This is a genomic window from Armatimonadota bacterium (genome assembly GCA_016869025.1).
Classification (GTDB): Bacteria; Sysuimicrobiota; Sysuimicrobiia; order Sysuimicrobiales; family Humicultoraceae; genus VGFA01.
The window spans coordinates 81199-102849 of the sequence record VGFA01000002.1 but is presented as its reverse complement, the minus strand read 5'-3'; the positions used below and the strand labels follow the sequence as shown (position 1 = coordinate 102849).

Below are 21651 nucleotides of genomic sequence, written 5' to 3'. Positions count from 1 at the left end.
CGGCGTGGGATACGGCGGCCTGCCCGGGGCATCGCTGCAGGAACCGGCTGACCTCGACGCCAGGCTGGACCTTGCCAGGCAGCACATCGAGGCGGTTCTGCCCGGGGCGGTAGCAGCCGAAGGCCGGCAACCGCTTTACGTACTCCCAACAGGCAGTGGGCTGGGTGGGCGGTTCATGGTCCTCCGGGGGCGACTGGCGCCGCTGGGGCTGACGCCGATGCTGCGCACGCACTCCGGCCGCCCGACGCTCGTGCTCGTGCCCACTCCGCCGCCGGGCCGTTGGGCATGGCAGACGAGCCTGCTGCTCCTGCTCGCGACCGTTGCCACGACCTTCTACGCCGGCTACCTGCAATCGGAGGTGCTGGTTCGGACCGGCTTCCTGAACAGCGCGGTGGCAGGTGGGGCCGCGTTCTCGCTCTCAGTTCTGGTGATCCTGGGAGCCCACGAGATGGGTCACAAGCTCGTGGCCATGCGCCGCGGCATAGATGCCAGCCTGCCGTACTTCCTGCCGATGGCTCCCCCGATAGGCACAATGGGTGCCGTCATCGTGACGCGCACCCCGGCCCCCAATCGGGACAGCCTGATGGACCTCGGCGCCTCGGGCCCCATCGCCGGGTTCCTGGTTGCCATCCCGGTGCTGCTCTACGGGGTCAGCCGATCGTTCGTCGTGCATCCTGAGCGCCTTGGGGCAGCCGTCTCCATTCCTGATCCGCTGCTGATTCAAGCCATGATACGCCTGATCCTGGACCCGCCTGCTGGCCACGTCGTATTGGGGCATCCCGCGCTGTTCGCCGGGTGGATTGGATTGGTCGTAACCAGCATCAACCTGCTGCCGGCCGGGATGCTCGACGGAGGGCACGCCGTGCGGGCTGCGCTTGGCCCCCGCGCCCACGCCCTGCTTTCGTACGCGGGCGTGGCCATCGCAGTGCTGATGGGCTTCTACCCGATGGCAATCCTCATAGCGCTGCTGATGCGCCGGGGGCACGTGGGACCGCTGGACGACCTGTCCCCCCTGAGTTCCTCCCGCCGGCTGATCGGGGCGATCCTGATCGCCGTCTTCGTTCTGAGCGCCGTCGTCTTCCCGCCGCCCTTCTAGCGCCGGGCCATGGGTACCCCCGGCGACTCGCCTTTCCGGTCTTCCATCAGCCGCCCTGGCCTTTGGGGGCGCACCGCCCTGGCCGTCTTTCGCAGGGAGGCAGCCGAGACGCTACGGGACCGCCGGACCCTGGTGGCCGCGGTGCTGCTCCCGGTACTGACCATGCCCCTGGTCGTGCTGGTAATGCCGGTCCTGGCAGCGCGCCAGCAGGAGGCCCTGCGCGACCGGCCGGTGCGCGTGGTCCTGCAAGGCGGGGATGCCGGTGGCCTGGCCGCTCTCGGCTCCAGGGAAGGGACCTTCCGCCTGATTGCGGTGCCCGAGCCCAGGGCAGCGCTGCTCCGGGGCGAGATCGAGGCGGTCCTGGCCGACCAGCAACCCTCTGGCCGCGGCCCCAGGGTCGTGACCGTGTGGTACGACGAGTCCAGGCCGGCCTCCCGTGCTGCGGTCCAGCGCATTGCCGGGGTGGCGGCCAGGCTCGCGCTGCGAGATCTGGAGTCCGCGGCGCGCAGGCAGGGCGTGGACCCGGCGGCCCTGGTGCAGGTGGTGATCGAACCCCGGAACGCGGCCTCGCCAGAGCGGATGGGAGGCGCGCTGCTGGCCGCTGCCCTGCCGTTCTTCCTGGCGGTGTGGCTGCTCCTGGGAGGGCAGTACGCCGCCCTCGACGTGGGCGTGGGCGAGCGGGAACGGGGCAGCCTGGACGCCCTGCTGACCGCGCCGGCGCCCCGATCGGCGGTCGTTGCCGGGAAGTTCCTGGCCGTGCTGGCACCCGCTGTGATGGCGGTGGGTCTCATGCTGGCCGCAGGCGTCGCCACGCTCCGGTTCGGCTCTTTCCTGCTCACAACCACCCCGGTCGAGGTCTCTCTGCCGGCCGGGACCGCGCTCGAGCTCCTGCTCGTGGCGACCATGCTGGGAGGGTTCCTGTCGGCCTGCCAGCTCTGGGTCAGCCTCCGGGCCCGGTCGCTGCGCGAGGCCCAGCAGGGATTCACCGCCCTCTACCTGGCGGTTGCCCTGCCCGTGATGCTGATTCCCCTCCTGGGGGAGTTGTCACAGCCGTGGGTGGCCTTCGTGCCTGTGGTGAACGCCGTGGTGGCCTTCAGGGGCATTCTGGTGGGCGCGACCCCTGCCTCTGCCCTGGCCTGGACCGCCGGCTCGCTGGCGGTGCTGACCGTGCCGGTCCTGTGCCTGGGGACCCGGGCGATGGAAGACCCTGAAAGACGGATTCGATGAATGGGCACCCGTGGGGGAGAAAGCGGCCGTCCGGGAGCGTGCGCGCGAGCAAGGCGGCTACCCCGGGCATTGACACGCTAGATGTGGGATTCTAGAATCACGCTGCCTCTACCGGTGGTGTCGTAATGCGCTGCCCGCTCTGCGGCCACGAAGAGAGCAAGGTCCTCGACTCCCGTCCCATGCTGGACGGGCGGTCCATACGCAGGCGGCGGGAGTGCCTGGGCTGCAGCAGAAGGTTCACCACCTACGAGCGGGCCGATCCTTCTCCCCTGATGGTCGTGAAGCGAGACGGGCGGCGCGAGCCCTTTGACAGGTCCAAGGTGCTGGGGGGCGTGATACGCGCCTGCGGGAAGAGGCCTGTTTCGGTAGAGGCGATGGATGCGCTGGTAGAAGAGGTGGAACGCGAGGTCCGCCAGTCCGGCAGCCCCGAGGTGGCGACGGCCACGATCGGAGACCTCGTAATGGAACGCCTTCGCAGGATTGATGACGTCGCCTATGTACGGTTTGCCTCTGAGTACCGCCGGTTCCGCGACGTGGACTCGATAGCGGAGGAGATAGAGACCCTCAAGGAGCGCAAGCGCCGGGAGGATGCGCTCCGCGACCAGGTTCCCCTTATCTCGCTGACCGACACACAAACCGCTCGATGACACTACGCACCCCCGGGGGTGACCTGCATGGAAGGCGCATCGTCCTCTTCGTCCCAGCCCCTGGCCCCGTCCCACGATCTGCCTGGGCCGCCCGCAGCATTGAACATACCTGCCGAAACGCTTGCCGCCTTTGGGGGTGACGAGCTCCGCGCCCGTGTCTTCCATGACAAGTACGCCCTCCGTGACCGCGACGGAAACGTCGTGGAGCGCACCCCTGACCAGATGTGGCACCGCATCGCAGGGGAGATTGCATCGGTCGAGCACCCGGACCGCCGCGCGGAGTGGGCGCAGAACTTCTACTGGCTGCTGGGCGAGTTCCGCTTCATACCCGGCGGTCGGATCATGCACGCCGCCGGCAACTCGCGCCGCGTTACCGCGCTAAACTGCTATGTCATCCCCGTCCAGGACGACTCGATAGAGTCCATATTCGACTGGATGAAGCAGGCGGCCCGTACCTACAGCCTGGGCGGCGGCGTGGGTACCGACATCTCCGTGCTGCGGCCTCGCGGCGCGTCGGTGAACAACGCCGCCCGCAGCAGCACGGGGTCTGTGTCGTTCATGGAGCTCTTCTCGCTGACCACGGGTACGATCGGGCAGTCGGGACGGCGTGGGGCACTGATGATCACCATCGCCGACAACCATCCCGATGTTCTGGACTTCATCAAGGTGAAGCGCAATCTGGAGAAGGTCCGGTACGCCAACCTCAGCGTACGGATCTCCGATGCGTTCATGCGCGCCGTCGAGGATGACGGCACCCACGACCTCGTCTTTGAGAACGAGCGCGCCACGATGCGGCGAACCGTGAGGGCCCGGGAGGTCTGGCGGGATCTGATCAGCGGGGCCCGCGATTTCGCGGAGCCCGGCGTGATCTTCTGGGACGCGGTCAAGCGCTGGTCCACCTCCGAATACAACGGCATGGGCGTGGTCACCACGAACCCTTGCTCAGAGGTGCCCCTTGAACCTTACGGAAACTGCTGCCTTGGTAGCGTCAACCTCCCCCGCTTCGTGCGGGACGAGTTCACATCATCGGCGCGCGTGGACTGGGAGCAACTGGATCGGGCGCTGCGGTATGCCGTGCGTTTCCTCGACAACGTGCTCGACTACAACTCCGACAGGCATCCCCTGCCCCAGCACCGGGAGGCGAGTCTGTACTCGCGCCGCATAGGCGTGGGCTTCACCGGGTTGGGCGATATGCTGGTGATGCTGCGGCTGAAGTATGATTCCGAGCCAGCGATCGCCTTTGCCGACGGGCTCTTTGACAGGATCAAGAACGTCGTCTACGACGAGAGCGTCAATCTTGCCATGGAGAAGGGCCAATTTCCCGGGTACGACGCGGGATCGCATACGAGCCAGGCGTTCGTTCGGGCGCTCAGCCCCGAGGTTCTGGAGCGAATCCACCGGCACGGGCTGCGCAACGTCGGGCTGCTAACCGTTCCCCCGGTGGGAAGCGGGGCGGCGCTGGCAGGCGTCACCAGCGGCATCGAGCCCATCTTCGACCTGTCGTACGTACGGCGGTCGGAGTCCCTCTCGCAGGAGTTCTTCACCGTTTACCACCCGCTCGTCCGGGAGTTCATGGACCGCTACGGAATCGAGCGGGCGAGCGACCTGCCCGACTGCTTCGTTACCGCACACCAGATCCGCCCGGAGATGCGCGTCCGGATGCAGGCCGCCGTCCAGCGCCACATTGATCACGCGATCTCGTCCACGGTGAATCTGCCGCAGGACGCGCAGCCCGATGATGTTGAGAAGGTCTACTTCCTGGCCTGGAAGTCAGGGTGCAAGGGCATCACCGTCTACCGGGAAGGGAGCCGGGACGGGATCCTCATCACCGAGGGACAGGCCAAGAGCATGCCAGCGGCAGCAGGGGAGCACGCGGCAGGTGGGCCACCCGCGGCAGCGGCGCCGGCCGCGTCATCGAGAGCCGCGCCGCGCGCAAGGCCCAAGGTGACCTCCGGGAGGACCGAGCGCATCGAGACGCCTCGCGGGCGCATCTACGTGGTCATCAACGAGGACGAACTTGGCATCTGCGAGGTGTTCGTGCATTCGCTCGACGTCGAGGCGGAGGCGATCGGCCGCATGGTCTCGCTCTCGCTGCGCGGAGGGATTGACGCCAGGGAGGTGATCGAGCAACTCTGGCGCGTCCAGAGCACCGAGGTGGCGTTTGACCGCTCCGCGGACGGCACGGTGGTGCGCGTTTCGACGATCGCGCAGGCGGTGGCCCTGGCGCTGGGCCGGGCGCTCTACGGCGATGGATTCCGGCCGGACAAGGTCTTCCCGCGCGCCGATGTTCTGCCGAAGCCCGGCCCGCGGGTTCGCCAGGAGATGCTCCGATTCGCTCCACCGCCGGTTGTTCCCGCGCCCCCCGGTGAGCCGGCTCTGGTTCCGGTGATAGGTGGCAATGGAGGAGGGGAGGGCGGTCGCCACGAGGGTGGCTGGTCGGCCGAAAGGGGCGTTGCGCTGGGGTTCGTTGGCGTCTGCCCTGATTGCGGCGCCTCCCTGATCCGCGAGAACGGCTGCGCGACCTGCCGGCAGTGCGGGTACGCCAAGTGCTGACGGGCGCCCGGGCGCCCAGCCGGAGCCTCCCGCGCCGTGCTAGACTGATGGCATGACATGGCGCGGTCAGAGGGGGGTCCAACGTGCGGATTGTGCTTGGAACGGTCGTGCTTATCGCACTGCTCGCGATCATGGCTCCTGCGGGAGCGCAGCCCGCGAACTGGATAGTGATCCCGGGCCACGCGGTCGGAGACATACAGCTCGGCATGACCCAGCAGCAAGTGCTGAACCGGCTGGGCATGCCCGATGAGATCTCCAACGATCGCGCGGGCGACGGCTCCGTCAACGTGTACTGGACGTACCAGCAGACCGAGCGATCCGTTCTTGTCGTGTCCTGGACAAAGCGGCACGGCGAGGCCGGCGGCGCGGACTTCATCTTCACCGACAATCCGCGCTATGTCACCAGCAAGGGCGTGTCCTTCGCAAACTCGACGTTCAAGGACATCCTGACACACTACGGGGCGCCCGACCGTCTCGCGGGTGGGGGCAGGAGCTCGGTCGTGCTTGCATATGAGGCGCAGGGCATCCGATTCAGGCTCGACAGCGATGGACGCGTGACCGGGATGACGGTGGTTCCTCGCAAGTAACGGCCGTCAGGTCGTTGTGCTATTCTAGGCCTGGACGAGGTGGAAGCAGCAACGAGAGAGCCGGGACACATGCCGGGCGTCCCGCAGGAGGAGGATGGAAGGTGAAGATAACCGTGCGATTCCTGACCGTTGTTCTCATCATGGCAGTGGCATTGGGTACGGGAGTCTGGTCCCCGCAGCCCGCCGCCGGCCAGACCAGTCTCGTGGTTGCGTTCATGCCCTCGGTGGACGCGGGCCGGGTGCTGGCCACGGGCAGCACGCTGGCCAGGATGCTGGAGGTGGCCACGGGCTACCGGATCCGGGCCGAGGTTCCGACCAGCTACGCCGCGGTGATCGAGGCGATGTGCGCGGGAAGGGTGGACATCGCGCTCTTCGCGACGTTTGCCTATGTCCTGGCCAACCGTCGGTGCGGAGCAGAGGCCCGTCTGGTCAGCCTCCGGCAGAACAAGCCGTTCTACGTCGCGCAGATCCTCTATCGCGCCGACCTCAACGCCAAGACGCTGGCCGATCTGCGCGGCAAGAAGTTTGCCTTCGTTGACCCGGCGTCGGCGTCCGGCTACCTTTTCCCAGCCGCCCTTCTCAAGAAGAACGGGATAGACCCGGACCGGTTCTTCAGCCAGGTTCTCTTCGCCGGCGGGCACGACAAGGTGGTGCTGGCGATCTACACCGGATCCGTGGATGCCGGCGCCACGTTTGGGGATCCTGACAACCTGGTTTTCGAGGCCCGCGAGCGCGTGGTCGCGCAGTACCCGGACGTACGGGACAAGGTCAAGGTCCTGATGTACACGGACCCGATTCCCAACGACACGGTCTCGTTCCGCCGCGACCTCCCGGATGAGGTCAAGGAGAAGGCCACGAAGGCGCTGTTCCGCATCGCGGCCACCGCGCCCGGTCGGGAAACGATCTTCGCCCTCTACCAGCACGAGGGGTACGCCGATCTGGCCGCGCTCCAGACCGCCCACAAGATGCCGAAACTGAAGTCCATGGACGACCTGTTCCAGTCGGTGAGGGATGCGGCAAAGCTCCTTGGTCTCGATCTGGAGCAGATGGTACGGCCCAGGTAGCGGATCGAGCGAAGCACCGAATGGTATCAGACGGAGGAGAGGGTACGCCGCTCTCCTCCGTTCTGTGAGGTGGCCTGATGCGTGGAGCAGCGGTGAGGATCGAGAACCTCACAAAGATCTACCCAGACGGAACGCGGGCGCTAGACGGGGTGAGCTTCTCGGTAGCTCCCGGCGAGTTTCTCATCATCATAGGGCTCTCCGGGTCCGGAAAGTCCACGCTGATGCGTTGCATCAACCGGCTCGTGGAGCCGACCTCGGGCAAGATCTTCGTTGACGATGTCGAGGTAACGGCTCTGCGTCCAGACGAGCTGCGCCGCATGCGCCGCCAGATCGGGATGATCTTCCAGCAGTTCAACCTGGTCAAGCGTTCCCCGGTCATCACCAACGTGCTGTCCGGACGGCTCGGGTACGTGCCGCCGGCGTGGTCTTTCTACAACTACTTCCCGCGCGACCTGCGCGAGCAGGCGGTCGCACACCTCACCACGGTCGGCATTCCTGAGAAGGCCCACACGCGGGCCGATCAGCTCTCTGGCGGCCAGCAGCAGCGGGTAGGGATAGCCCGGGCGCTGATGCAGGACCCGAAACTGATCCTGGCCGATGAACCGGTGGCCAGCCTGGATCCGGCGACCTCGCACTCGGTGCTGAGGTACGTGGAGGAGCTCAACCGCAGGGACGGCATTACCGTGATGTGCAGCCTGCACTTCCTGAGTCTGGCGCGGCGCTACGGCACGCGGCTGATAGCCCTCAAGGCCGGCGAGATAGCCTTCGAGGGACTGCCGGCGGATATTGACGAGCAGCGCTTCAAGGAGATCTTCGGGGAAGAGGCGGTAGAGGTCGAGATAGCGTAGGCCAGCATCGGCCGGCCCGCCGGTCGCCTGGCAGACGCCTGCGAGAGGGAGCGACATGGGATCCAACACCGAGACACGGACCCCGCGCGCGCCGGAGGTCCCGCGGCCGGGTGCCGGGGCCCTGCGTGTCATCCTGTGGTTGATCTTCGTGGGCGTGATCTACGCCTACGGCTGGCAGGTCACCCAGATCAACCTGGGCGAGCTCGGACGCAAGGCCTACCTGATCACGCCGCTGCTCACCGACCTGATCCGTCCCGACCTGATTGAACGCCGGCCCCGCGTGCAGGTAGCGAACACCGGCATCGGCCTGGACGGCGCCGCGGCCCCGGCTCCTTTGGAGACCCGCGGTCCCGGTCGCATCACCATTAGTCCCACGCAGGCGGCGATCGGCGCTCGCGTGACCGTCTCAGGCGAGGGCTTTGCGCCGTCGCGCCCGGTTGACGTGATCTGGTTCGACCAATCCGGCGTGAAGGTGCATCTCACCAAGGCGAGCACCGATGCCTCGGGCCGGTTCCAGGCGACCGTAACGGTGCCCAACGTCATAGGCGCGGCGCACCACATCATGGCCCAGGTCGGCCTGGAAGGCACGACGCTGGGACCCAGCAACGCGCTGCGCCTGACCCTGTTCCGGATGGTTGAGACCGTGTTTCTGGCGCTTATGGGCACCACTTTGGGCGTGGTCCTCGCCGTGCCGCTGTCGTTCCTGGGCGCCAAGAACTTGATGGCACGCAACCCCATCGGGACCTTCGTCTACTATATGATCCGAACCGTCTTCAACATCGCCCGCTCCATCGAGCCCCTGATCCTGGCGACGGTGTTCGCCGTGTGGGTCGGCATCGGCCCGTTCGCCGGGGTACTGGCGTTGGGCATTCACTCGATCGCCTCGCTGGGCAAGCTGTACTCGGAGCAGATCGAGTCCATAGACCCCGGGCCGATCGAGGCGATCACCGCGACCGGCGCCTCGATGCTGCAGGTCGTGCGCTACGCGGTCGTGCCCCAGATCGTGCCGCCCTTCATCGCGTTCACGATCTATCGGTGGGACATCAACGTGCGCATGTCCACGGTGATCGGGTTCGTGGGCGGCGGCGGGCTCGGCTTCCTGCTGATGCAGTACATCAACCTGCTGCAGTGGAAGCAGGCGGCCACAGCGGTTTGGGCGATCACGCTCGTGGTCGCCGCGATGGACTACCTCAGCGCCGTGGTGCGCGAGAAGGTCGTCTAGCACGCTGCCCGACCTGCCTCCGGGTTGGCGCTGGGAGCGCCGCGGCGGTCTGCTGCTGCTGGTTTCGGAGGCGCTGGAGGCAGCGGGCGCGCTTCACGCTTTCACCACCCGCGCTGGCGGCGTCAGTGGACCTCCGTTTGATACCCTGAACCTCGGCAGCGGCGCGGGTGACGAGGCAGAGGCCGTGCGCGAGAACCGGGCGCGGGCTCTGGCGGCCCTCGGCCGCGACGCATCCGGCCAGGTCGAGGCCTCACAGGTGCACGGGCGCGACGTGGCCGTTGCGACCCTGCTGTCGTCCTGGCCGTGCACTCCGCGGACTGCGCGCAGGTCCTGATCCTTGATCCGACCAGTCGCGCCGTGGCCGCGGTCCATGCGGGCTGGCGCGGGACCGCGGTCGGTGCTGCTCCGGCAGCGGTCCGGGCAATGGCAGACGCGTTCGGCAGCAGGCCAGAGGACCTGGCCGCAGCGATCGGTCCGGCGATCGGCCCTTGCTGCTACGAGGTGGGCGCGGACGTCGCGGAGGCCTTTGCCTGCTGGCCCTGGCGCGATGCCGTCTTGCGGCCGTCCTCGAGAGGCCGATGGTTCCTCGATCTCTGGGAGGCGAACCGCCGCCAGATGGAGGCCGCCGGCGTGCGGCCCCTGGCGATCGCCGGAGCAGGATTGTGCACTGTCTGCCATCCTGCCCTGTTCTTCTCGCACCGCCGATCCGGGCGGACCGGCAGGATGGCCGCCTTCATCGCCGCACCCGAGCGCAGGGATTCCCTCCCTACTGCCGAATAACGCCGTGGCGTGACTGGCATTGAGGAACGGTACAGGGCGGTCGTGGAACGCATCGCCCGCGCCGCCGAACGGGCCGGTCGTGACCCGGCCTCGGTGACGCTGATAGGAGTGACGAAAGGCGTCGGCGCTGCGCGGGTGCGCGAGGCCGTAGCCGCAGGGCTGGGGGATCTGGGCGAGAACAGGGTCCAGGAGGCAGTTCCCAAGATCGAGGCGGTCGGTCCAGGCCCTCGCTGGCACCTGGTCGGACACCTGCAGCGGAACAAGGCGAGGCTGGCCGTGGGGTGGTTTCAGGTGATCCACTCCCTCGACGGCCTTCGGATCGCGGAGGCAGTGGATCGGGCAGCGGGTGAGGCCGGCCGGCGGATCCGGGTCCTTGTAGAGGTGAACGTCGCCGGCGAGGTCACGAAGCACGGACTCGCTCCTGGTGCGGCGGTGGATCTGGTAGGGCGGCTGCGCTCGTGCAGGTCCCTCGACCCGATCGGCCTGATGACGGTGGCGCCGCTTGCCAGCGACCCGGAGACAGTCAGGCCGGTCTTTCGGGAGTTACGGGCGCTTCGGGATAGCCTGCGGGCCGGGGTTGCCGGCGAGGGATTCTGCCATCTTTCGATGGGCATGTCGGGCGACTTCGAGGTGGCGATCGAGGAAGGCGCGACAATGGTACGCATCGGGCGCGCCCTGTTCGGCGATCGGTAGTCCATTCAGGCGCCCGGTTCGTTGATCGATAGTCCAAGGCCACGGGAGAGGCCGGATCCAGGGAGGGAGGAGAGAGCGGGAGGTGTGAGGTGAGTGCGATGCAGAGGTTCTGGTCGTTCCTGGGCTTTGCCGAGGAGGACGCGGCCGCCGCACCGGGCGAGGACGGGGAGACGAAGCCCCGCCGCGCGCCCGTGCTGAGCCTGCACGCGAACCGGCAGATGGAGATTGTCGTGCTGGAACCGCGTAGTCTCGACGATGCCCTGGCCGCGGCGGAGTGCCTGAAGGCCCGCCGGCCGGTCATCGTCAATCTCCAGGATGCCGAGCGCGAACTCGCCAGGCGGATAGTGGACTTCGTCTGCGGTGTTGCCTATGCCGTGGACGGGCAGATGCAGCGCGTGGGCGAGGAGATCTTCCTGTTTGCTCCCAACACCGTTACGGTTACGGCCGAGAGTGCGCGCGACGAGCCGCGCGCCCTCTTTCCCATGACTTGACGTCACGCCCGCCACCCGCTCTTTCGCAGAAGGCAGTCATGTTTGAGACCGTATGGCTGGACGACCGCGTTGTGCGTCTGGTGGACCAGACGCTGCTGCCGCACGACGTGCAGGTGGTCTCCTGCGCCACGCCCGAAGAGGTGGCCGGCGCGATCCGGGGTCTCCGCGTGCGTGGAGCGCCGGCGATCGGTATGGCGGCTGCATACGGCGTCGCCCTGGCCGCCGCCCGCTCCGCCACGCTCCCGCGCGCCGACCGTCTTCACGCGGTGGAGGCAGCAGGGGCGATCTTGACCTCGGCCCGCCCCACGGCCGTCAACCTGCGCTGGGCAGTGGAGCGGATGCTCGCGGCGGCGCGGGAGGCGCAAGAGGAGGACGGTAATGCCTTCGCGGCACTGCTGCGCCGCGAGGCCGATTCGATTGCCGAGGAAGACCGCGCCGCCAACAGGGCGATAGGCCAGCTGGGCGAGGCGCTGATCAGCCCGGGCGAGCGCATCCTGACCTACTGCCACACCGGCGGGCTGGCGACCGCAGGGTACGGGACGGCCTTCGGCATCCTGCGGGCGGCACGCGAGGCCGGCAAGGGGATACACGTGTTCGCGTGCGAGACGCGCCCGGTGCTGCAGGGTGCCCGCCTGACCGCCTGGGAACTGCTGCAACACCGCATCCCCTCCACGCTGATTACCGACAACGCGGCCGGCGCGTTGATGGCCCGCGGCGAGTTGGACCGGGTAATCGTGGGCGCGGACAGGATCGCGGCCAACGGCGACGTCGCCAACAAGATCGGGACCTACACGCTGGCAGTGCTGGCGCGGGCCCACGCCCTGCCGTTTGTCGTGGCCGCGCCCGTCTCGACCGTGGACCTGGCCTGCCCGGACGGCGCCGCGATTCCCATCGAGGAGCGCGCCGCCGCCGAGGTCACCCACGTCGCGGGATCCCGAATCGCACCTGAGGGCGTCGAGGTCCGGAACCCGGCCTTCGATGTAACCCCCCACGACCTGGTCACCGCGATCGTCACCGAGGCCGGCGTGGCGACTCCACCGTTCGACCGCAGCCTGGCCGCGCTTGCCGGCAGGGTCAGGGGAAGCGGATGATGCGCATGCGGCCAGCTACGGTTCGGCACCTGGTGCTCGCCAGCCTGGCCGCGGGCTGGATCGCCCTGGTGGCAGCGAGCATCACCTACCGGGACGCCCTCTGGTTCCGCTACTACGTTGTGGACCTTGTCTGGCTGCAGTACCTGTTCCTGGTGCTGGCCATCTTCGGGGGTGCAGTGCTGCTGCTCGGCGTGGCAACCCGCCGCCCCTCGCCCGGCCGGTGGCCGGTTGCACCGATGGTGAGCATCATCATCCCGGCCAAGAACGAGGTCTGCGTCATCGAGGGCTCGGTGCGCTCCGCCTGCGCACAGTCCTACGACGGCGAGATCGAGGTGATCGTCGTGGACGATCACTCCACCGACGGCACCCTCGAGTTGCTCGAAGGGCTCCAGACCGAGCTACCCGTGAAGGTGGTGCAGACCGTGCCGGGTAGCATCGGCAAGGCCGCGGCGCTGCAGGTTGGGATTGCCCAGAGCCGGGGCGCGCTCCTGGCGGTCTTTGATTCCGACGCGCGGCTGGGCCCGGACGTGGTCGCGCAGATGGTCCCACACCTGGCCGATCCGGGCACGGGCGCGGTGCAGGGCCGCCGGCTTGTGCACAACCCCGGCCGCAACTGGCTGACGCGCGTGCAGGCCGACGAGTACCGCGTGTTCCAAACGCTGCTGCAGCGGGCGCGACAGGCCGTGGGCGCCTTCGTCTGTCTGGCCGGCAACGGCCTGATCGTGAAGCGCGAGGCCCTGGAGGATGTGGGCGGCTGGAACGAGGAGGCCCTGACCGAGGACATTGACCTCAGCGTGCGGCTGGCGCTGCGCGGGTGGGAGATCCGGTACTGCTACGAGGCACAGGTGTGGGAGGAGGGGGTCGTCGCGCTGCGTGACCTGATACGGCAGCGTGAGCGGTGGTTCGAAGGCGCCCTGCTCTGTCTGGGCGACTACCTGCCACAGATTCTCTTCGGCCGGGTCCCGCTGCTGCGGCGGGTGGACATGCTGTTCTTCCTATCGGGGGCCCTGCTGAGCGCGCTGGCGGTCCTCACGGGATACATCTACGCCATGATCGGCCTGGCGTACGAGGCGGTTGTCTACCTCCAACTCCCTCGTGCGGTCATGGCGGCCGCCTCAGGCCTGCTGACGGTCGGCATGCTCGCCGCGATCACCGCCGAGGTAGGGTTCTCGCCGTGGCGGCTGGCCGGCGTCCTGGTGCGGTGGACCCTGTTTTCGTTCCACACGATGGTGATCGTGCCGCTGGCCATCCGCCGGTACATCTACGGCGCGCTGACGGGCGCTCGGGACTGGCGCAAGACCAGCCACGAGGGCGCGCGCTCGCAGCCCTACGACAGCCGGGCGTAGATCTCGCGCAATCTCCGCCCTACCTGCTCGAGCGAGTGCGCCGCGGCGAACCGCCGTGCCTCCTCGCCCAGATGCACCCGCAGGGCGACATCGTCGGCAAGGCGCCGCAGGTGGGAAGCAAACCCGTCCGGGTCTTTGGCCATCAGGCAGTTGACGCCGTTCCTGAAGCGGCCGGCGAAGCACTCAGCATCGCGCAGCACCAGCGGGCGGCCGCACGCCGCGGCCTCCAGGATCGCGATCCCTTCGTTTTCCACGGCGCTGGGGAAGAAGAAGATGTCACCGGATGCGTGGGTCTCCTCCACCTTCTCCACGTAGCCGGTGAAGCGCACGTTCTGCGGTGCCGTTTCAACTATGCGCAGCGTCTCGGGTTTCACCGCTTTGTGTATGCGGCCGAACCACGCGAACGTGAGGTCAGGAAGAAGGCGCGCGGTATCGCAGAACAGATCCACCCCCTTGCGCAGCAGCACGAGTCCCACCGAGAACGGCACGGTGCCCCGCAGTCGGTACCGGCCCCGCCCCAGCGACCGGGCCCGGCGCAACGACTCGAAGCGGCGCAGGTCCACGCCATTGCTGACCACCTCGATCGGACGGTCCACCTCGTGCCGTCGCAGTACCTGCTCGGTGTACTGCGATGGTGCGATGAGGAGGTCGGCCTTGTTGTAGTAATGGGTGAGCAGGCGTCCCAACATCGGGGCCAGCGCGTCGCTCATGACAAAGGAGTTAGCGAAGTCCTCGGCCGTCGTGTGGCCGTGGATGACCAGCGGTCGGTGGCCGCTGTACTTCTCTGCCAGGTAGAACGATCGCGGTCCGATTGTATGCAGGTCCAAGATGTCAAACGGCTCGGAAGGGTCGCTCGTGACCGAGATGCCCTCTGCCAGGAGCGCCCGCACCTGGTTCTCGTAGGCCTGGCGGATGCCGCCGCTCCAGGAGGAGTCCTGGCTGTGCTCGAGGTACAGGCAGACCTTCACGAGTCTCCCCGACCGCACGTGACAGTCCTGTGGGTGTGTTCGCCGCGGCCCTCAATCTCCCTGCAAGGCCGCCCTACCGCTGGACGCGCGCTTGCGGACCGTGCTACACTACCGCCACATTTGGCGATGACGGGGACGGGGCGGCGATCCCGCGCGCGAGCGAGCCGGGAGCCGGTGGGAGCCCGGCGGCGCGGATGCCGATCCTCATCACCCCCAAGCCGCGGCCCGAACGGATCGTTCGCGTAGGCGCCGCCGGGGACTCCGCCGAGATCAGGAGCTGGAGCGCCGGCCGACACGCTGGGTAGATGTCGACCGGAATCAGGGTGGTACCACGGGCGCATCCCGTCCTTGAGGGCGGGGTGCTTTATTGTTGTCAGGGGGATGGTTGCGATGCCACGCTTCGCCGCTGTGTCTTCAAAGACGGACTTCCCCGCGCTCGAGCGAGAGGTCCAAGATTGGTGGGACGAGCAGGGGATCCTGACGCGTTACCTGCGTCGCAACGAGGACTCGCCGCGCCGATTCTCTTTCCTGGACGGCCCGATCACCGCCAACAACCCGATGGGCATACACCACGCCTGGGGCAGGACCTACAAGGACCTGTTCCAGCGCTACAAGACGATGGGGGGGTTCAGGCAACGCTACCAGAACGGATTCGACGGACAGGGACTGTGGGTGGAGGTGGAGGTCGAGCGCGAGCTGGGCTTCCGCTCCAAGCGCGACATCGAGGTCTACGGAATCGCGCCGTTCGTCGAGCAGTGCAAGGCGCGCGTGCACCGCTTCGCCGATCTGATCACCCAGCAGTCCCTGCGGCTGGGCTACTGGATGGACTGGGACCACTCCTACCACACGCTGTCGGACGACAACAACTACACGATCTGGCACTTCCTGAAGAAGTGCTGGGAGCGCGGGATGATCCACAAGGGCCACGACGTGATGCCCTGGTGCCCGCGCTGCAGTACCGGTATCTCTGAACACGAGATCGTGACGGAAGGATACCGTGAGCTGACGCATCCGGGGATGACGGTGAGACTCCCGCTGGTTGACGAGCCCGGACGGTCGCTACTGGTGTGGACCACGACGCCCTGGACGCTCACCAGCAACGTCGCCGCCGCGGTTCATCCAGACCTGACCTACGCGCGCGTCAGGCAGGGGGACGAGGAGTATTACGTCTGCGAGGGCGCGCTGGGCACCCTTGCAGGTCCGTACGAAACGGTCGAGACGCTGCCGGGGGCCGCCCTGGTGGGCCGGCGCTACCGCGGCCCGTTCGACGATCTACCGGCGCAGGCCGGGGTGGAGCATCGGGTGATCGCCTGGCGCGAGGTCAGTGCCGAGGAAGGCACCGGCATCGTCCACATCGCGCCGGGATGCGGCGCCGAGGACTTCGCCCTGGGGAAGGAAAACGGCTTGCCGGTCCTGGCTCCGCTGGACGAGTTCGGGGTGTTCGAAGGGCCCTACGGCTGGTTGGAGGGACAATCTGTCTACGAGGTCACCGAACCGATCGAGGCCCACCTGCGCGCGGGCGGCCTGCTCTACCGCGTCGAGCCCTACACCCACCGGTATCCGGTGTGCTGGCGCTGCGGGAGCGAGCTGGTATTCCGCCTGGTGGATGAGTGGTTCATCGCCATGGACCCCGTGCGCGAGGCCATGATGGACGTGACCCGGCAGATCCGCTGGATCCCTTCCTTCGGGTTGGACCGCGAGATTGACTGGCTGCGCAACATGCACGACTGGATGATCAGCAAAAAGCGCTATTACGGACTGGTCCTGCCGATCTACGAATGTGGGGACTGCGGCAAGTTCGAGGTCATCGGCTCGCGCGAAGAGCTGCGCGCGCGGGCCGTGGAGGGGTGGGAGTCGTTCGAGGGCCGCTCCCCACACCGGCCCTGGGTGGACGCGGTGCGGATCGCATGCGCCTCCTGCGGGGCGACCGTCTCCCGCATCACGGACGTGGGCAATCCGTGGCTGGATGCCGGCATCGTGTCATTCTCAACGCTCACCGATCCCGACACCGGTGGGGTCTCCTACGTGGGCGGTCAGCGGTACTGGCGCGACTGGTTCCCGGCCCACTTCATCACCGAGGCGTTTCCAGGGCAGTACCGCAACTGGTTCTATTCGCTGCTCGTGATGAGCACCGTGCTCGAGAACCGGCCGCCCTTCGAGGTGTGCCTGGGCCATGCCATGGTCCGCGGCGAGGACGGCCGCGAGATGCACAAGTCGTGGGGCAACGCCATCGCGTTCGAGGAAGCCGCCGACCAGATCGGCGCCGACGTCGCACGGTGGGTATTTGCGGCGCAGAACCCTGCCGCGAACGTCAACTTTGGGTACGGGCCCGCCGGTGAGGTTCGCCGCCGGTTCGTCCTGCCCTGGTGGAACGTCTACGCCTTCTTCGTTACCTACGCTTCCCTGGAGACCCTCGACTTCACCGCGATGCTGGAGTCGCCTCCGCCTCCGGGCTTGCTCGATCGCTGGATACTCTCCCGGACGACACGTCTGGTGGCAACGTTGCGCGAGCGGCTGGACGATTTCGATACGGCGAGCGCTTGCCGCGCGGCGGAGGCGTTCGTGGAGGAGCTGTCCACCTGGTATGTCCGCCGCAGCCGCCGGCGGTTCTGGAAGAGCGAGGACGACGCGGACAAGCGCGCGGCTTACCACACGCTGTACGTGGTGTTGCGCACGCTGGCGCAGGTCCTGGCGCCGTTCGTTCCCTTCATTACCGAGGCCATGCACCAGAATCTCGTCCGCACCGTGGAGGCGGGCGCGCCCGAGAGCGTGCACCTGTGCGATTACCCCGAGCCCGATCCGGCCCTCCTGGACGCCGATCTGGAGGCCGCGATGGCCGTCGTGCGCGATCTCGTCAGTCTGGGGAGAGCAACGCGCGGCGCCGCGAAGATCCGCGTGCGTCAGCCGCTCTCCGCGGTCCTTATTGCCTCTCGCGACCGGAACCTGATTGAACGGCCAGAGCTGATCGAGCTGCTGGCGGATGAGCTCAACGTCAAGGCGGTCCGCTTCGTGGAAGATGCTTCGGCCTATGTGCGGCACGAGGTCAAGCCGCGGTTCGACCGGCTGGGCCCCAAGCACGGCGGTCGGGTGCAGGCGGTGGCCGCGGCCCTGCGGGCACTGCCGCCGGAGGCCGCGGCCGCGGCGCTGGCCTCTGGCGCCGGCCTCACGCTCCAGGTGGAAGGCGAGCCCTTGGTCGTGGAGCCGGACGAGGTGGAGGTCAGATTGCACACGGCGCCAGGTTACGCGGCAGAGGCGGCCGGCGGCCAGGTCGTCATCCTCGAGACCGCCTTCGGTCCGGATCTGGCGCGGGAAGGCCAGGCGCGCGAGCTGGTGCACCACATCCAACAGCTCCGTAAGGAGGAAGGCCTGGAAGTCAGCGATCGAATCGTCCTGTACCTCGAAGGAGGTCCAGAACTCGAAGACCTGCTGGCCGCGCACGGGCAGTACGTCCGGGCCGAGACCCTCGCACAAGAGGTCGTACAAGCAGCGCCGGCGACAGTGCCTGCGCGGGAGGTCCGGCTGGACGGTCTCCGCGTCCGGATGGCGGTGGCGCGTTTCACATAGGGCAGTTTCGTGCTCTTGCCAGCACCATGGCGGTCGGGTAATATATGGCCGGTTTTCATCCCAGCGCGTTGATGGGAGATGGCGAATGGCCTCCAAACCAGCCCGCCGTCCCAAGAAGAACCCGGGACGGACTGCAAAGGCCGGGGTACGCAAGAGCCCTGTGCGAGCCAGCGCAACACGCGGCACCAGGCAGAAGCCGGCGCAGAAGCCAGCGCACAGGCCCGCCCGATCCCTCACCCGGCGAGAGGTGGAGGAACTCCGCCGTCTTCTAGAGGCCGAGAGGGTGCGCCTGAACGAGGAGCTGAAGGCGATCGAGGAGCGCCTGCCCGAGGTTGAGCAGGTGGGATTGGACGCCAGCGGCAGCTACGACGAGGACCTCGTAGATGTCGCGAGCGACACCTTCGAGCGCGAGAAGGGGCTCGCGATAGAGAACAGCGTGCACCAACTACTGCATCAGATCGAGGAGGCTCTGGTTCGCGTAGAGGGAGGATCCTACGGGATCTGCCAGGTGTGCGAACAGCCCATCCACCCCGACCGCCTGCGCGCCCTGCCCTACGCCATGCTCTGCATCCGGTGCAAGGAGCGCGAGGAACGAACGGCCCCCAGGTAGCGCCTGCGCGCCCATCCCGGGCGGGCGCCGGGCACCAATCCCGGGTTGTGCTCTTGGGCGCCGCGCTGCTGGTGGCCGCGGCCGACCAGGTGATCAAGGCGCTGGTCGCCCGCGCCCTTCCTCCCTCGGCCAGCATTCCTGTTCTCCCGGGAGTGCTCAGCCTCACCCATGTACAGAATCCCGGTGTGGCGTTTGGCCTGCTGAGCGGGATCCCGCCGGTCGCGGCAGCGCTCGTCGCCTTGACCCTGTTCTTCCTGGTTCTCTACAATAGAGGCCGCTGGTTGACGACCCGTGCCGCGGGCTGTGGCTTCGCGCTGATGGCGGGTGGTGCCTGCGGCAACCTGCTCGACCGCGCGCGGCTGGGGCACGTGGTAGATTACATTGATCTGCACATCTGGCCGGTGTTCAACCTGGCCGATGTGGCAATAGTTGTTGGCGCCGGGCTCCTGGTGCTGGTGATGGCACGCGAGGGCCGGCAGGCGCAATCCCGGAGGTGAACGAGTGCGGCCAATCCTGTACGACCTGTGGGGCATCCCGATCTCGGCGTTCGGCGTCTTCCTGCTGCTGGCATTCCTGGTGGCGATCAGCGTGGCCCGCGGGAGCGCCCAGCGGCGGCTCGGGGTCGACCCGAACTGGACGTTGGACCTTGCGCTCTACGCGATTATTGCTGGGATAGTGGGCGGCCGCATTGGCTACATAGCCGCCAACCTTGGCCAGTTCATCGTAGAGCCCGTGAAGATGGTCACGATCTGGCGCGACGGCGGGCTCGTCTACTACGGGGCACTGGCCGCGGCCCTGCTGCTGATCCGGGGAGCGGTCCGGAGCAAGCAGATATCGTGCGCAGGTCTGCTGGACGCCTTCACGCCCGCGCTTGTGCTGGGCTACGGCGTCGCCATGATCGGCGCGCTCCTGCACGGCCTGTTTGCAGGCAGACCGACAGGGGTGCCCTGGGCGATCGAGCTATTCCTGGAGCGGCGGCACCCTACGCAGATCTACCTGATGCTGGCATCGGTCGCGATCCTGGCGATCCTGCGGGCTCAGCGCGGACAGCAGCTCGCCTCCGGGGCCCTGTTCGTCCTGGCCCTCTTCCTGCAGGCGGTGGCCCGGTTTGCGGTGGACTTCTTCGTCGAAGCGCCCGCGGTGATAGGCCCGCTGACGGCCGGTCAACTGGCCAGCGGCGCCGTCGTGCTGGTGACCGCGGTCCTGCTGGTCCGGTTGCAGCGCCAGGCGCCGGCGGTTCCGCCCGAGCCTGCGGCCGAGGCGCCGGCGTAGGCGCTGTGCCATCGGCCGCCCCGGGTTTCGCCGGGCGGCACGTGTTTCTCGTCGAGGCGGCGGCCGCGGGCCGGCGTCTCGACGTCTTTCTGGCGGAGCGGGTTCCAGACGTGTCGCGCGCGCGCCTTCAGGGGCTGATAGCCACCGGGCACGTTACGGTAGCCGAGAGAGAGTCCGCGGGGCAGCGCATCGGGGGTTCGCAGCACCTGCCGGCTGCCGCGGAGACCGCGGCGACACGCCCCCGGCCGGCGGATCGGGTGCGCGCGGGCGACCGGATCGAGGTCGTGATCCCGCCGGTCGTTCCCACGGCCCTGGAGCCCGAGCCCATCCCGCTCTCGGTTGTCTACGAGGACGAGCACCTGCTGGTCGTGGACAAACCGGCCGGCATGACGGTGCATCCTGGCGCAGGTCGGCAGACCGGCACGCTGGTTCACGCTGTGCTGGCCCGGTGCCCTGATATGGCCGGGATCGGCGGTGAGCACCGGCCCGGGATCGTGCACCGGTTGGACAAGGACACATCAGGATTGCTGGTCGTGGCCAAGAACGATGCCGCGATGCGACGTCTCCAGGCCGAGCTCCAGGCCAGGCGCATCCGGCGCGAGTACCTGGCTTTGGTGCACGGCAGTGTAGCGCGATCGGAGGGGACGGTGGACGCACCGATCGGTCGAGATCCCCGACACCGCACGCGCATGGCCGTCGTGGCCTCGGGCCGGCGTGCCGTCACTCACTACCGGGCCGTGGAGCGCTTTCCCGGGGCCACGCTGCTCGACATCCAGCTCGAAACCGGCCGGACCCACCAGATAAGGGTGCACTGCGCGCACATCGGCCACCCGGTGGTGGGCGATCCGGTCTACGCCAGGCGGCCCAACCAGTGGGGGATGCGGCGGCAGGCGCTGCACGCGCGCCGCCTTGTATTTGCCCACCCGGTTGGCGGGTACGAGATGGCGTTCGACGCGCCCCTGCCCACGGACATCGGGGTCGCCCTGGGGTTGCTGCGCGCCGCAGCAGGAGATCCAGGATGTGTGCGATGACCCCGCCGATGCGCGAGAAGGCACGCGTGCTTGACGCCGAGAGCATCCGCAGGGCAGTTGTGCGGATGGCCCACGAGATCCTGGAGCGCAACAAGACCCCTGAGAGCCTGGTGCTGCTGGGCATCCGCACCCGCGGCGTGCACCTTGCATCGCGCCTGGCAGACGCCATAGCGGCGATCGAGGGCGTGCGGCCGCCATCTGGGGCGCTCGATGTTGCGCGGTATCGGGACGACCGGCCCGCAGACGACAGTCAGTCGGCGCAGGCCGCTGCGATCCCACACCCGGTGGCAGGACGCCACGTAGTGCTGGCGGACGACGTACTGTTCACCGGCCGCACGGCGCGGGCCGCGATGGACGCGCTGATTGACCTGGGCAGGCCGGCCAGCATCCAGCTCGCTGTGCTGATTGACCGCGGCCACCGCGAGCTGCCTATCCGGCCGGACTACGTCGGGAAGAACGTGCCCACGAGCGCGCGGGAGCACGTGGCCGTGCGGCTAATGGAAACGGATGGGCGGGACGAGGTGGTAATCGAGGAGCCAGAAGGAGTTTAGGGTCATTAGA

18 protein-coding genes and 2 pseudogenes are annotated in these 21651 nt (G+C 67.8%); 19 read left to right on the top strand and 1 reads right to left on the bottom strand.

The window, feature by feature from the left end; all coding sequences use genetic code 11:
- Positions 1-4: 4 nt before the first annotated feature.
- The 13 genes and pseudogenes from FJX73_01800 to FJX73_01740 all read left to right on the top strand — a co-directional run bounded on the left by FJX73_01800 (position 5) and on the right by FJX73_01740 (position 13645).
- Positions 5-1096, top strand: a complete 1092-nt coding sequence (locus FJX73_01800; protein ID MBM3469516.1) for a site-2 protease family protein — start codon at positions 5-7, stop codon at positions 1094-1096.
- A gap of 9 nt (positions 1097-1105) precedes the next feature.
- The gene (locus tag FJX73_01795; protein MBM3469515.1) at positions 1106-2323 is read left to right on the top strand and encodes an ABC transporter permease; all 1218 of its coding nucleotides are present in this window, start codon (positions 1106-1108) and stop codon (positions 2321-2323) included.
- Between the two features lie 125 nt (positions 2324-2448).
- Complete coding sequence (nrdR, locus tag FJX73_01790) at positions 2449-2970, top strand: transcriptional repressor NrdR (protein MBM3469514.1); 522 nt, start codon at positions 2449-2451, stop codon at positions 2968-2970.
- Positions 2971-2997: 27 nt separating this feature from the next.
- Positions 2998-4794: pseudogene (locus FJX73_01785) on the top strand (adenosylcobalamin-dependent ribonucleoside-diphosphate reductase).
- Positions 4795-5606: 812 nt separating this feature from the next.
- Positions 5607-6110 (top strand): hypothetical protein, encoded by a 504-nt coding sequence (locus FJX73_01780; GenBank protein ID MBM3469513.1) that lies wholly within the window; start codon positions 5607-5609, stop codon positions 6108-6110.
- 101 nt (positions 6111-6211) lie between these two features.
- Complete coding sequence (locus tag FJX73_01775) at positions 6212-7174, top strand: phosphate/phosphite/phosphonate ABC transporter substrate-binding protein (GenBank protein MBM3469512.1); 963 nt, start codon at positions 6212-6214, stop codon at positions 7172-7174.
- Between the two features lie 77 nt (positions 7175-7251).
- Positions 7252-8022 carry a phosphonate ABC transporter ATP-binding protein gene (gene phnC / locus FJX73_01770; GenBank protein ID MBM3469511.1) on the top strand — a complete coding sequence of 257 codons (771 nt, stop codon included), beginning with the start codon at positions 7252-7254 and terminating at the stop codon, positions 8020-8022.
- Positions 8023-8077: 55 nt separating this feature from the next.
- Complete coding sequence (phnE, locus tag FJX73_01765; GenBank protein ID MBM3469510.1) at positions 8078-9244, top strand: phosphonate ABC transporter, permease protein PhnE; 1167 nt, start codon at positions 8078-8080, stop codon at positions 9242-9244.
- A 52-nt stretch (positions 9245-9296) separates the two neighbouring features.
- A pseudogene (pgeF, locus tag FJX73_01760) lies at positions 9297-10024 on the top strand (peptidoglycan editing factor PgeF).
- A 9-nt stretch (positions 10025-10033) separates the two neighbouring features.
- Positions 10034-10717 carry a YggS family pyridoxal phosphate-dependent enzyme gene (locus tag FJX73_01755; GenBank protein MBM3469509.1) on the top strand — a complete coding sequence of 228 codons (684 nt, stop codon included), beginning with the start codon at positions 10034-10036 and terminating at the stop codon, positions 10715-10717.
- 89 nt (positions 10718-10806) lie between these two features.
- Positions 10807-11208, top strand: coding sequence for a cell division protein SepF (locus FJX73_01750; GenBank protein ID MBM3469508.1), 402 nt, complete (start codon positions 10807-10809; stop codon positions 11206-11208).
- A gap of 38 nt (positions 11209-11246) precedes the next feature.
- A complete protein-coding gene (mtnA, locus tag FJX73_01745; protein ID MBM3469507.1) occupies positions 11247-12299 on the top strand; it encodes an S-methyl-5-thioribose-1-phosphate isomerase in 1053 nt (350 codons plus the stop codon).
- The gene (locus FJX73_01740; GenBank protein ID MBM3469506.1) at positions 12296-13645 is read left to right on the top strand and encodes a glycosyltransferase family 2 protein; all 1350 of its coding nucleotides are present in this window, start codon (positions 12296-12298) and stop codon (positions 13643-13645) included. Before mtnA ends, FJX73_01740 begins: the two co-directional genes overlap by 4 nt.
- Here the strand turns inward: FJX73_01740 and FJX73_01735 are convergent.
- The gene (locus FJX73_01735) at positions 13627-14631 is read right to left on the bottom strand and encodes a glycosyltransferase family 4 protein (GenBank protein ID MBM3469505.1); all 1005 of its coding nucleotides are present in this window, start codon (positions 14629-14631) and stop codon (positions 13627-13629) included. The genes FJX73_01740 and FJX73_01735 overlap by 19 nt on opposite strands.
- Positions 14632-14994: 363 nt before the next feature.
- Between FJX73_01735 and FJX73_01730 the strand changes: the two genes are divergently transcribed.
- The 6 genes from FJX73_01730 to pyrR all read left to right on the top strand — a co-directional run bounded on the left by FJX73_01730 (position 14995) and on the right by pyrR (position 21641).
- The gene (locus FJX73_01730) at positions 14995-18177 is read left to right on the top strand and encodes an isoleucine--tRNA ligase (protein MBM3469504.1); all 3183 of its coding nucleotides are present in this window, start codon (positions 14995-14997) and stop codon (positions 18175-18177) included.
- Positions 18178-18262: 85 nt separating this feature from the next.
- The gene (locus FJX73_01725) at positions 18263-18787 is read left to right on the top strand and encodes a hypothetical protein (protein ID MBM3469503.1); all 525 of its coding nucleotides are present in this window, start codon (positions 18263-18265) and stop codon (positions 18785-18787) included.
- Positions 18667-19284: a signal peptidase II gene (gene lspA, locus FJX73_01720; protein MBM3469502.1), complete on the top strand. Its 618-nt coding sequence runs from the start codon at positions 18667-18669 to the stop codon at positions 19282-19284. Before FJX73_01725 ends, lspA begins: the two co-directional genes overlap by 121 nt.
- A 4-nt stretch (positions 19285-19288) precedes the next feature.
- The gene (locus FJX73_01715) at positions 19289-20059 is read left to right on the top strand and encodes a hypothetical protein (protein MBM3469501.1); all 771 of its coding nucleotides are present in this window, start codon (positions 19289-19291) and stop codon (positions 20057-20059) included.
- Positions 20060-20064: 5 nt separating this feature from the next.
- Positions 20065-21090 carry an RluA family pseudouridine synthase gene (locus FJX73_01710; GenBank protein ID MBM3469500.1) on the top strand — a complete coding sequence of 342 codons (1026 nt, stop codon included), beginning with the start codon at positions 20065-20067 and terminating at the stop codon, positions 21088-21090.
- A gap of 8 nt (positions 21091-21098) precedes the next feature.
- Positions 21099-21641, top strand: a complete 543-nt coding sequence (gene pyrR, locus FJX73_01705) for a bifunctional pyr operon transcriptional regulator/uracil phosphoribosyltransferase PyrR (GenBank protein ID MBM3469499.1) — start codon at positions 21099-21101, stop codon at positions 21639-21641.
- Positions 21642-21651: the final 10 nt, after the last annotated feature.